This is a genomic window from Pantoea eucrina (assembly GCF_001691555.1).
Taxonomy (GTDB): Bacteria; Pseudomonadota; Gammaproteobacteria; order Enterobacterales; family Enterobacteriaceae; genus Pantoea; species Pantoea borealis.
This window is the reverse complement of the sequence record NZ_MAYN01000008.1, coordinates 2,290,529-2,302,789: the sequence shown is the minus strand read 5'-3', so window position 1 is coordinate 2,302,789 and position 12,261 is coordinate 2,290,529. Positions and strand designations below refer to the sequence as shown.

Sequence of the window (12,261 nt, the reverse complement as noted above, 5' to 3'; positions counted from 1 at the left end):
TGTAAAGCTCTGCCTGACAGCCTGAATCTGGCGGCAAAAGAGCTTTACGCAAATAGCACGGCTGGCCTATCGACGAAACTTTCGCCTTTACGTATCATTGCGCCAATTTTTTCCAGCAGGTTTTTAATCATGATTAGTCTGATCGCAGCACTGGCTGCGGATCGCATTATTGGTATGGAAAACGCCATGCCGTGGCATTTACCCGCCGATCTCGCCTGGTTCAAACGCAACACGCTGAACAAACCCGTGATTATGGGACGTCTGACCTTTGAGTCGATTGGCCGTCCGCTGCCGGGCCGGCTCAATATTGTGGTCAGCAGCAAGCCCGGTACCCACGAAGGCGTGACCTGGGTGACTTCACCGGAAGCGGCGATTCAGGCAGCCGGTGACGCAGAAGAGATCATGGTAATTGGCGGCGGCCGTATTTATGAGCAGATGCTGCCCCGCGCCGATCGTCTTTATCTGACGCATATTGATGCCGAAGTGGAAGGGGATACACAGTTCCCTGATTATGAGCCGGATGAGTGGCAGTCGGCTTTCAGCGAGTTTCATGATGCAGATGCGCAGAATTCGCACAGTTACTGCTTTGAGATTCTGGACCGCCGCCGCTGATCGTTGCCAGGTGCGCATCAATGTGCACCCGCCCTGATTTATCCTTTATGAAGATCAGAAAAAGCCCCGCTGACATCGCGGGGCTTTTTTATGGCGTGTTGCTCAGCGGAGGAGTCGCGGCGGCGCCTTCAGCGGCCAGTGCGGCTTCACGCCGGGAGCGCTGCACATAGTATTGCTGTGTTTCCCAGTGCAGCAGCGTCAGCGTGCCTCCCCAGCAGCAGCCGGTATCCAGCCCAATAACGTGTTCAGGTGTGCCTTTGCCCTCAAGCGAGGCCCAGTGGCCGAAAATCTGCGTGTAGTCGCTGCCCATTTTACCCGCCACGTTGAACCAGGGCCGCAGCGGCGGTGGAGCAGAGTCGGGGGCCTCTTTGCAGATCATATCCAGCTGGCCATTAGGAAAGCAGAAACGCATGCGCGTCAGTGCATTCGTACTGAATCGCAGACGCGCCAGGCCGCTCAGTTCCGGTGTCCAGTTGTTGGGCATATCGCCATACATCGCATCCAGAAACAGCGGATAGCTGTCGCTGGAGAGCACCGCTTCTACTTCGCGCGCACACGCTTTTGCCGTCTCAAGATCCCACTGCGGGGTGATGCCGGCATGCGCCATGACGAGCTTTTTCTCTTCATCAACCTGGAGCAGCGGCTGGCGCCGCAGCCAGTTGATCAGCGCATCAGCATCGTCCGCCTCCAGCAGCGGCGTCAGGCGGTCTTTCGGTTTATTACGGCTGATGCCGGCAAAAACCGCCAGCAGGTGCAGGTCATGATTGCCCAGCACTATGCGTACGCTGTCACCCAGTGATTTTACGTAGCGCAGCACCTCCAGTGAACCGGGGCCGCGCGCCACGAGATCGCCGGTCAGCCAGAGTTCATCCTGCTGTGGATCAAAGTTTACCTGCGTCAGCAGCGCGCGCAGCTCATCATAACAGCCGTGGATATCGCCAATCAGATATGTACTCATGATATCAGTCCGGTAAAACACGCCGCCCGGACGAGCCGGGCGGGGGGATCAGTGAATGTGGGTTTGTACGGCGAGGCGAAACACCGGAATATCGACATTAAAGGCGGTGCCCTCTTCATCGATCATGACATAGTGACCCTGCATGGTGCCCATCGGCGTTTCCAGAATCGCGCCGCTGGTATACTGGTATTCGCCACCCGGCTCGATAAAAGGCTGCTCACCTACCACACCGTCGCCCTGAACTTCCGTTTCACGGCCGTTGCCGTTGGTGATCAGCCAGTAGCGGCTGCGCAGCTGAACGCGCGTGCGCCCGGGATTGCGAATAGTGATGGTATAGGCAAACACGTAGCGATCCTCTTCCGGTGAGGATTGCGATTCCACATACTGACTCAGTACCTGAACACAGACGCGCGCCATATCACTCATGCACTTAGTTCTCCGCTGTTTTTGCCTGATGGTTGCCCAGCCAGTTTGCCAGCTGACAATACTGCGCAACGCTGACGTTTTCTGCACGCAGCGAGGTATCAATATTTAACTCTTCCAGCGCACCTGCAGCAACCAGATGACCCAGACTGTTACGCAACGTTTTGCGACGCTGACCAAAAGCCTCAGTGGTAATGCGGCTCAGGATCTTTACATCGCTGACCGGGTAAGGCGGCTGTGCATAAGGCACCAGCCGTACCACGGCAGAGTCTACTTTAGGTGGCGGCGTAAACGACTGCGGCGGCACTTCAAGAACCGGGATCACCTGACAGTAGTACTGCGCCATCACGCTGAGACGACCATATGCTTTACTGCCCGGGCCGGCAACCAGACGGTTAACCACCTCTTTCTGCAGCATGAAGTGCATATCTTTGATCGAACCAGTATAGCTGAAAAGATGAAACATCAGCGGCGTGGAGATGTTGTAGGGCAGGTTGCCAAACACGCGCAGCGGCTGCCCCTTTTCCTGCGCCAGCGCAGCAAAATCAAAGGTCATCGCATCCTGCTGATAAATGGTCAGCTTGGGACCGAGGAACGGATGGGTCTGCAGCCGTGCCGCCAGATCGCGATCCAGCTCAACCACGGTCAGCGCGTCCAGGCGTTCGCCTACCGGCTCGGTCAGGGCACCGAGACCGGGACCGATCTCGACCAGCGCCTCCTGCTTTTGCGGATGAATAGCAGAGACGATGCTATCGATAATGTACTGATCGTTCAGGAAGTTCTGCCCGAAACGTTTACGGGCGTAATGCCCCTGATGGACGCGATTATTCATTACTGCTCTTGATCATAGTGATGGCGAGATTAAGCGCCGTGATAAAGCTGCCCGGCTCTGCCTGCCCAAGCCCGGCCAGTTCCAGCGCGGTGCCGTGATCGACAGAGGTTCGGATAAAAGGCAGGCCCAGGGTGATATTCACCGCGCGGCCAAAGCCCTGATATTTGAGGACCGGCAGTCCCTGGTCATGATACATCGCCAGTACCGCATCGGCATGTTGCAGATATTTAGGCTGAAACAGCGTATCGGCCGGCAGGGGCCCCGTCAGACGGATGCCCTGCTGGCGCAGCGAGTCCAGCGCTGGCGTAATAGTATCAATCTCTTCACGCCCCATATGTCCGCTTTCGCCAGCGTGCGGATTGAGTCCGCAGACAAATATATGAGGCTGCTGCAGGCCAAATTTCTGCTGTAAATCCTGATGCAGAATGGTGATGACTTCATGCAGGCTCTCACGCGTGATGGCGGCAGAGACATCTTTCAGCGGCAGGTGGGTGGTTGCCAGCGCCACCCGCAGCGACTCGGTTGCCAGCATCATAACCACGCGGTCGCCACCGGCACGATCGGCAAAAAATTCGGTATGGCCGGTAAACGGAATGCCGGCATCGTTGATCACGCCCTTATGTACGGGGCCGGTGATCAGCGCTGCAAACTCGCCCTGCAGCGCACCGTCACAGGCGCGTGCCAGCGTCTCAAGGACGTAGGCACCATTAGCCACGCAGAGCTGGCCCGGCACCACAGGCTGTGCGGTGTCGATCTGCAGCAGCGTCAGGGTTCCTGCCTGCTGCGGCTGCGGTGCGCGGTCAGGGTGCCACGGCAGCAGGGTAAGCGGCAGACCGAGCTGCGCAGCGCGCTGCCGCAGCACCTCGCCGTCAGCACAGACGACCAGTTCGACCGGCCAGTTACGCTGCGCCAGCAGCACCGTGAGATCGGGACCAATCCCGGCGGGTTCGCCGGGCGTGATCGCAACGCGATAGCTATCAGTTGCCATCAAGGATCTTCACGTAGGCGCTGGCGCGCTGCTCCTGCATCCAGGTCTGCGCTTCTTCCGCAAATTTGCGGTTGAACAGCAGACGATAGGCGCGCTCTTTCTGCGCCGCATCGGTTTTATCCACCTGGCGTGTATCCAGCAGCTGGATCAGATGCCAGCCGAATGAAGAGTGAACCGGCGCGCTGACCTGACCTTTCTGCAGCTTCAGCAGTGCGTCGCGGAAAGCGGGATCGTAAATGTCGGGGGAAGCCCAGCCAAGATCGCCGCCCTGGTTAGCCGAGCCCGGATCGTCAGAGAACTGTTTAGCGGCAGCGGCAAAGGTGGTTTTTCCGCTTTTAATGTCAGCGGCAAGCTGCATAATTTTTTCACGCGCCTGATCGTCGCTCAGGATGGGCGAAGGCTTCAGCAGAATATGACGGGCATGTACCTCAGTGACCGAGATATTCTTGCTCTCGCCGCGCAGATCGTTAACTTTAAGGATATGGAAACCCACACCTGAACGAATCGGACCGACCACATCGCCTTTTTTCGCGCTGCTCAGCGCCTGCGAGAACAGCGTAGGCAGCTCTTCGATTTTGCCCCAGCCCATGTTGCCGCCTTTCAGCGCCTGCGGATCGGCTGAGTAGGTCACCGCCAGCTTACCGAAATCGGTACCGCCTTTGATTTCTCCCACCAGCTGGCGTGCCAGCGCTTCCTGATCGTCAACCTGCTGCTGCGTAGGGTTTTCCGGCAGCGGCAGCAGGATCTGACTGATGTTCAGCTCGGTGCCCTGTGAGTTCTGTGAACCCATCTGCGTTGCCAGCGTATCGACTTCCTGCGGCAGAATGGTGACGCGACGGCGCACTTCATTGTTGCGCACTTCAGAGATCAGCATCTCTTTACGGATCTGCGCACGGTAGTCGCTGTAGTTCATGCCATCGTAGGCGAGGCGACTGCGCAGCTGATCAACGCTCATACGGTTCTGCGCAGCGATGTTCTGGATCGCCTGATCCAGCTGCTGATCGCTGATCTGCAGGCCCGCTTTTTCACCCATCTGCAGGATAATGTTATCCATGACCTGACGCTCAAGGATCTGATGACGCAACGTACGGTCCTCAGGCAACTGCTGACCCGCCTGCTGCGCCTGGGATTTTACCGTGCGCATCATATTATCGACGTCACTTTCCAGCACCACGCCGTTGTTCACGACGGCGGCGACTTTATCGACTACCTGTGGGGCTGCGAAAGCGGTGCCGGCCGACATCGCCGCACCCAGAATCAGCATTCTCCAGTTCTTCATACTTTATCCATTATTGTTTCCGCACTGCGGGATCGCCTGTCAAACATCACAACATCAGAATGCGCGCTGATAGGGAATAATACCCTGACGCAGCATTTCATTAGTGCCTAAGCCGTAGTTGGAACTCAGGCCACGCAGCTCAATGTTGAATGAGATTTGGTTGTCATATTTACTGTCGTTGTTTTCCCAGCCGTTAATCTTGCGCTCGTAACCCAGACGAATAGCGTAGCAGCAGGAGCTGTACTGCACGCCTACCAGCTGCTCTGCCGGACGACTGTTGCGGGTATCATAGTAGTATCCCCCTACCAGCGACCAGGCATCGGCAATCGGTACGCTGCCGGTTGCACCGACCTGCGAAATGCCATTTTTATAAATCGGATTGTTAATCAGGCTGGCGTTGTTACGCGCCTGCGCGACATATTCCGGGCTGCTGTAACGGTAGCTCAGCTGCAGCATGCGGTCGGCGTCACGGCGATACTCCAGTACCGTGTTACCCTGCGAAACGTTATCGAGACGGGTGTCATACTGCAGTCCGCCACGCACGTTCCAGCGATCGCTGATTTTCCAGTATGTGTCGCCAGCCCATACCAGGCTGCCGGTATCATCTTCTTTACTCGTCTGGTTTACGCCGGTACGCGACGGAGTAAACGAGTAGATTTGACCTACAGAAACGTTAAAACGTTCAACCAGATCGTTGTCATAAATGCGTGTTGTTACGCCGCTTGCCACTTCATTCGAGGAGGCGATGCGATCGAGACCGCTATAGGTGCGATCGCGGAACAGGCCGGTATAGTCGGTCTGCAGCAGCGTAGAGTCGTAAGGATAAATGTTGCTCTGATCGCGATACGGAATATAGAGATATTGAACGCGCGGCTCCAGCGTCTGGGTATAGCCCTGCGACCAGTCCATATCCCGGTCAAATACCAGACGGCCATCCACTTTAAACTGCGGCAGCGTGCGGTTAACGGAATCTTTCAGCCGGCCACTGTTATTGTTGGTGGCATCGGGATTGAAGCGCGTGTTATAGCTTTCGATATTGTCCTGCTGATAGTGCGTTGCCAGCAGTTTTGTTTCGGTATCAAGGCTGGCCCAGCCGTTGGAAAGCGGCAGATTCAGCGTAGGCTCAATATGCAGACGCGTCGCTTCCGGCATCCGGTTGCTGACGTTGGTGAACTTCACCGCCTGTGCATAGACGCGGCCATCGAATGGACCGATATCATTCTGGTAAGCGTTAACGTCAAGCTGCGGTGCCGCCCGGTAGACGTTGGCAGAACTGGTGTTGCCGAACACCTGGAAATCTTTGGTCGACAGCGTCGCATCCCAGTTGGTATCCGCGTAGCCGATGCTGAATTTCTGCGTCGCATAGTTATTGGTCGAGCTGTAATATTTCGAGTCGATATCGTTGAAATAGTAGGGATCGCTGACCTTGGTATAGTCCGCCGCAAAGCGCCAGTGCTGATCGTAAACGCCTGAGTGGCGCCAGAAGAAGAGCCAGCGCTTAGAGTCCTGATCGTCTTCAATAGAAGAGCGCGCCGCGCGATCTTTCTCATACTGCTTATCGGACGGCAGGTAATCCAGCTCCATCAGACCGGCACCGAACACCGTGAGGTAGCGGAATTCCGTTTGCAGCTGCGTACCGCGCTTGCTCATATAGTGCGGCGTCAGTGTGGCATCCGCCTGCGGTGCAATATTCCAGTAGTACGGCAGCATAAACTCGAAGCCGTTATTACTGCCATATTTCGCATTGGGGATCAGGAAACCGGAGCGACGACGATCGCCAATCGGCAGCTGCAGATAAGGGCTGTAAAACACCGGCACATTGCCGAGTTTAAAGCGCGCATTCCAGATCTCTGCCACTTCTTCCTGACGATCCTGAATCACTTCTGAACCCGCCACGCTCCAGCTGTTAGAGCCTGGCAGACAGGAAGTGAAGGTGCCATTTTCGAGAATGGTATACCGGTTATTGCCACGCAGCTTCATCTGATCGGCATCGCCGCGTCCCTGGCGACCCACCATCTGATAGTTACCGTTCCAGACATTGGTGTCTTTGGTATTCAGATTGGACCAGGCTTTCGGACCTTTCAGGATGACCTGGTTATCGTCATAGTGCACATTACCCAGCGCATCCACGGTACGTACCGGCGCGGTCTGGCCTTCCTGCTGACGCTGATGCAGCTGCATTTCGTCAGCGCGCAGACGGCTGTTACCCTGCTGCACATCGACATTGCCGGTAAACACCGCATCGTCCGGATAATTGCCTTTTGCCGAGTCGGAATTAATGGTTACCGGCAGGGAGTTAGCGTCACCATTGATAACCGGGCGGTTGTAGCTTGGCACGCCCAGCATACACTGCGACATCAAATCGTCGGCCAGCGCGTGCTGACTATAAAGTGCGGCACCAATCATGGTCGCCAGCAGGGTAGGTATACGTTTTTTCATACGCGGTTTCGATAATTCCATGGACACTGGCATCATGCCGACAATCCGGACAGAGACTAACTTACCGCCCGGCGTAGTGCCAGCGTTAATCCTTTTCTGTCTGCGTTGCCGTTAGGCGCGGAGATAAATGACAGGTATGATAATGCAATTTTCAGCCGCAAGCATGGCGAATTGAGGAGTTTATGCGCTACTGGGGAAAAGTTATTGGTCTTGCGCTTGGCGTGATGTCGGGCGCGGGGTTCTGGGGCATTGTCCTGGGTCTGATCATTGGTCATCTGATTGATAAAGTGCGCAGCGTAAGAGGGCAGGGATACTTTGCCAATAATCAGTCGCGGCAGACGCTGTTTTTCAGCACGACGTTTCAGGTCATGGGTCATCTGACCAAATCAAAAGGGCGCGTCACAGAAGCGGATATTCAGATTGCGTCACTGTTTATGGATCGCATGCAGCTGCACGGAGATGCCCGCACCGCCGCTCAGCGCGCGTTTCGCGAAGGCAAGCAGAGCGACTATCCGCTGCGCAACAAGCTGCGTGAACTGCGCAGCGCCTGTTTTGGCCGCTTTGATCTGATTCGGATGTTTCTGGAAATTCAGATTCAGGCGGCGTTTGCGGATGGTTCGCTGCACCCGAACGAGCGGCAGGTTCTGTATGTGATCGCCGAAGAGCTGGGGATCTCACGCCAGCAGTTCGATCAGTTCCTGCGCATGATGGAAGGCGGGCAGCAGTTTGGCGGCGCGGGCACCTCAGGCGGCGGCTGGCAGCAGGCGCAGCGGGGACCCACGCTGGAAGACGCCTGCAGCGTACTGGGCGTGAAAAGCAGTGATGATAACGCCACGATTAAACGCGCCTATCGCAAGCTGATGAGTGAACATCATCCCGATAAGCTGGTGGCAAAAGGCCTGCCGCCGGAAATGATGGAGATGGCGAAACAGAAAGCGCAGGAGATTCAGGCCGCATATGACCTGATCCGCAAAGAGAAAGGATTTAAATAGCCCGGCCATCCCGCCCTTTTTACCTGAAAGAGGGCGGGGGTGACGCGAGTCAGAACTCCGCTGGCTGACGAAATGTCATGCTGTTGCCAAATGCCGGATGGGTAATGGTCAGCGACTCCGCATGCAGCTGCAGACGGGCAGCCATCGCCAGCGCCGCTTCATGCGCATAGAAACGATCGCCAAGAATTGGATGTCCCAGTGCCAGCAGATGCACGCGCAGCTGGTGTGAGCGTCCGGTAATGGGCCTCAGCAGCACGCGAGCACTGTTATCGGCTGCATATTCCAGCACCTCATACTCCGTCTGGGCTGGTTTCCCCAGCTCATGACTCACCATCTGCTTTGGCCGGTTGGGCCAGTCGCAAATCAGCGGCAGATCGATCAGGCCCTTTTCCGCTGCCGGATGTCCCCAGACGCGTGCCACATAGTGCTTTGACGGCTCGCGCTCGCGAAACTGGCGTTTCAGCTCGCGCTCAGCCGCCTTGTTCAGCGCCACCACAATCACGCCGCTGGTCGCCATATCAAGACGATGGACTGACTCCGCGGCAGGATAATCACGCTGGATGCGCGTCATCACGCTATCCTTGTGCTCCTCCAGCCGGCCCGGCACCGACAGCAATCCGCTCGGTTTGTTGACCACCATAATGTGCGCGTCCTGATACAGAATATGCAGCCAGGGTTCGAGCGGCGGATTGTAGGGTTCCATCAGCATGTCAGCCTCGCCCGCTTACTGGTGCGTTACGACGATCAGACGCAGCGCATCCAGTCGCCAGCCCGCATCGCTCAGGCTTGCCAGCACCTGCGCACGATTGTTCTCCAGCGCCTCAACCTCATCGTCACGGATGTTAGGATTGACGGCGCGCAGTGCTTCAAGACGCGACAGCTCAGCGCTCAGCTTTTCATCCGCTTCCGCTTTCGCCGCGGCAATCAGCGCCTGCGCTTCCGGCACCACAGCCTGCTCCGCCTGCGTCAGAATGGCGTGCACATCCTGCTGGACGGCGTTGACCAGTTTACTGCCGGTGTGGCGATTAACGGCGTTAAGCTGGCGGTTGAAGCTTTCAAACTCCACTTTACCTGCCAGATTATTACCCGCGCGGTCCATCAGCATGCGCACCGGCGTCGGCGGCAGGAAGCGGGTAAGCTGCAGCTGTTTTGGTGCCTGCGCCTCGACCACATAGATCATCTCAACCAGCAGCGTTCCGACCGGAAGCGCCTTGTTTTTCAGCAGCGACAGGGCGCAGCTGCCGGTATCGCCGAAGAGGATCAGATCCAGTCCGTTGCGGATCAGCGGATGTTCCCAGGTAATGAACTGCGTATCTTCGCGTGACAGGGCCTGATTACGGTTAAACGTAATCGTACAGCCATCTTCCGGCAGGCCAGGAAAATCAGGTACCAGCATGTGATCGGAAGGGGTCAGAACGATCAGGTTGTCGCTGCGATCTTCCTGGTTGATACCGACGATATCAAACAGGTTGAGCGCAAAGTTTACCAGCTCAGTATCATTATCCTGAGCGGCAATGGTATCCGCCAGCGCCAGCGCCGCTTCGCCGCCGTTGGAGTTCAGCTCCAGCAGACGGTCGCGGCCCTGCTCCAGCTGCGCTTTCAGGGTGTCGTGCTGCTTACGGCTTTTCAGGATGAACTCATCCAGACCCTGCGGGTTTTCCGGTGCCGCCAGAAACTCAATCAGCGGGTTATATTCAGCGTCATAAATAGCGCGTCCGGTAGGGCAGGTGTGCTCAAAGGCATCCAGTCCTTCGTGATACCAGCGCAGCAGGACCGCCTGTGCAGTTTTCTCCAGCCACGGCACCATGATCTGGATATCGTGCAGCTGACCAATTCGATCGAGACGCCCGATACGCTGCTCCAGCAGATCGGGGTTAAACGGCAGATCGAACATCACCAGCCGGCTGGCAAACTGGAAGTTACGGCCTTCAGAGCCGATTTCCGAACAGATCAGGACCTGCGCTCCCTCTTCCTGTGAGGCGAAGAACGCGGCCGCGCGATCGCGTTCGATAATCGAGAGCCCTTCATGGAATACCGCCGCGCGAATACCTTCACGCTCGCGCAGCACCTGTTCCAGCTGCAGCGCAGTGGCCGCTTTGGCACAAATCACCAGCACTTTCTCTTTGCGGTTGCTGGTGAGATAGCCCATCAGCCACTCAACGCGTGGATCAAAGTTCCACCACGTGCCGCTGTCGCCTTCAAATTCCTGATAGATCTGCTCCGGGTACAGCATGTCCCGGGCGCGCTCTTCCGGCGACTTGCGGGCCGCCATAATGCCGGAGACTTTGATTGCTGTCTGATACTGTGCCGGCAGCGGCAGCCGGATCTGCTGCAGCTCGCGCTTGGGAAAGCCCTTCACGCCGTTACGGGTGTTACGGAACAGGACGCGGCTGGTACCGTGGCGATCCATCAGCATCGACACCAGCTCTTTACGCGCATCCTCTTTGCCATCGCGATCGCTGTTAGCAACCTGCAGCAGCGGTTCAATATCCTGTTCGCCAATCAGCTCATTGATCAGGTTCATCTCTTCTTTGCTGATCGGCTGATCGGCCAGCAGGGAGCTGACGGCGTCGGCCACCGGGCGATAGTGCTGCTGCTCGGCGACAAACTGGCTGAAATCATGAAAGCGGTCAGGATCGAGCAGGCGCAGACGGGCAAAGTGACTCTCCAGCCCCAGCTGTTCCGGCGTGGCGGTAAGCAGCAGTACGCCCGGCGTGTTTTCCGCCAGCTGTTCAATCACCTGATACTCGCGGCTCGGGGCCGCTTCACTCCACGCCAGGTGGTGCGCTTCATCCACGACCAGCAGATCCCACTCCGCCTCTGCCAGCAGTTCCAGACGCTGTTTATTGCGGCGCACAAAGTCGAGCGAGCAGATAATCAGCTGTTCCGTTTCAAACGGATTGTCGCTGTCGTGCTGCGCTTCGGTATAACGATCGTCATCAAACAGCGCAAAGCGCAGGTTAAAGCGACGCAGCATCTCCACCAGCCACTGATGCTGCAGCGTTTCCGGCACCACGATCAGCACGCGATCGGCGCGCCCTGCCAGCAGCTGCTGCTGGATGATCATGCCCGCTTCAATGGTTTTACCCAGGCCGACTTCGTCTGCCAGCAGCACGCGCGGCGCGTGACGGCGACCCACGTCGTGCGCGATATGCAGCTGGTGCGGAATAAGGTTGGTGCGCATGCCGCGCAGGCCACTGACGGCAAGACGATACTGCTCGCTCTGATATTTGCGCGCGCGGAAGCGCAGGGCAAAGCGATCCATGCGATCGAGCTGACCGGCAAACAGGCGATCCTGCGGCTTGCTGAAGACCAGCTTGCTGTCCAGCATCACTTCACGCAGCACCACATTGCTCTCTTCGGTGTCAGAGCGCGTACCGATATACGTCACCAGCTCATTTTCGTGCCGCACTTCATCAACCAGCATCTGCCAGCCTTCATGGCTGGTGACGGTATCACCCGGATTGAAAATCACGCGGGTGACCGGAGAATCATGACGGGCATAGAGGCGGTTTTCGCCGGTTGCGGGAAACATCAGCGTGACCATGCGCGTATCCAGCGCCACGACCGTGCCCAGTCCCAGTTCACTTTCCGTATCACTTATCCAGCGTTGACCCAGTGTAAATACCATATATTTTTTGCTCGATTCTCTGAATGACTTGAAGACGTTCGCCCGCTCTCAGGCAATAACAAAGCGCCAGACAGATGTCTGGTCAGATTGTTCATACTGAAATACAG

The 12,261-nt window shown here is 56.9% G+C and carries 10 protein-coding genes; 2 read left to right on the top strand and 8 right to left on the bottom strand.

Annotation, left to right across the window (positions count from 1 at the left end; genetic code table 11):
- Positions 1-129: 129 nt before the first annotated feature.
- Complete coding sequence (gene folA / locus BBA90_RS16975; protein WP_065650164.1) at positions 130-612, top strand: type 3 dihydrofolate reductase; 483 nt, start codon at positions 130-132, stop codon at positions 610-612.
- A gap of 88 nt (positions 613-700) precedes the next feature.
- Here the strand turns inward: folA and apaH are convergent, their stop codons facing one another.
- The 6 genes from apaH to lptD are packed head-to-tail and all read right to left on the bottom strand — an operon-like array spanning position 701 to position 7,531.
- A complete protein-coding gene (gene apaH / locus BBA90_RS16970; protein WP_065650163.1) occupies positions 701-1,570 on the bottom strand; it encodes a bis(5'-nucleosyl)-tetraphosphatase (symmetrical) ApaH in 870 nt (289 codons plus the stop codon).
- 48 nt (positions 1,571-1,618) lie between these two features.
- A complete protein-coding gene (gene apaG / locus BBA90_RS16965) occupies positions 1,619-1,996 on the bottom strand; it encodes a Co2+/Mg2+ efflux protein ApaG (RefSeq protein ID WP_065650162.1) in 378 nt (125 codons plus the stop codon).
- Between the two features lie 4 nt (positions 1,997-2,000).
- On the bottom strand, positions 2,001-2,825 hold the full coding sequence (gene rsmA, locus BBA90_RS16960; RefSeq protein ID WP_039382519.1) for a 16S rRNA (adenine(1518)-N(6)/adenine(1519)-N(6))-dimethyltransferase RsmA: 825 nt from the start codon (positions 2,823-2,825) through the stop codon (positions 2,001-2,003).
- Entirely contained in the window at positions 2,818-3,813 is a 996-nt protein-coding gene (gene pdxA / locus BBA90_RS16955) for a 4-hydroxythreonine-4-phosphate dehydrogenase PdxA (protein WP_065650161.1), read from the bottom strand. The genes rsmA and pdxA overlap by 8 nt, the downstream gene beginning before the upstream one ends.
- Positions 3,803-5,092, bottom strand: a complete 1,290-nt coding sequence (gene surA, locus BBA90_RS16950; RefSeq protein ID WP_065650160.1) for a peptidylprolyl isomerase SurA — start codon at positions 5,090-5,092, stop codon at positions 3,803-3,805. Before surA ends, pdxA begins: the two co-directional genes overlap by 11 nt.
- A 54-nt stretch (positions 5,093-5,146) precedes the next feature.
- Positions 5,147-7,531, bottom strand: a complete 2,385-nt coding sequence (gene lptD / locus BBA90_RS16945; RefSeq protein WP_065650511.1) for an LPS assembly protein LptD — start codon at positions 7,529-7,531, stop codon at positions 5,147-5,149.
- A gap of 182 nt (positions 7,532-7,713) precedes the next feature.
- Between lptD and djlA the strand changes: the two genes are divergently transcribed.
- A complete protein-coding gene (gene djlA, locus BBA90_RS16940; protein ID WP_065650159.1) occupies positions 7,714-8,523 on the top strand; it encodes a co-chaperone DjlA in 810 nt (269 codons plus the stop codon).
- A 49-nt stretch (positions 8,524-8,572) separates the two neighbouring features.
- Here djlA and rluA read toward each other — a convergent pair whose 3' ends face one another.
- Together rluA and rapA are read right to left on the bottom strand one after the other, a co-directional pair.
- Positions 8,573-9,232, bottom strand: coding sequence for a bifunctional tRNA pseudouridine(32) synthase/23S rRNA pseudouridine(746) synthase RluA (gene rluA, locus BBA90_RS16935; RefSeq protein ID WP_065650158.1), 660 nt, complete (start codon positions 9,230-9,232; stop codon positions 8,573-8,575).
- 15 nt (positions 9,233-9,247) lie between these two features.
- On the bottom strand, positions 9,248-12,154 hold the full coding sequence (gene rapA, locus BBA90_RS16930; RefSeq protein WP_065650157.1) for an RNA polymerase-associated protein RapA: 2,907 nt from the start codon (positions 12,152-12,154) through the stop codon (positions 9,248-9,250).
- Positions 12,155-12,261: the final 107 nt, after the last annotated feature.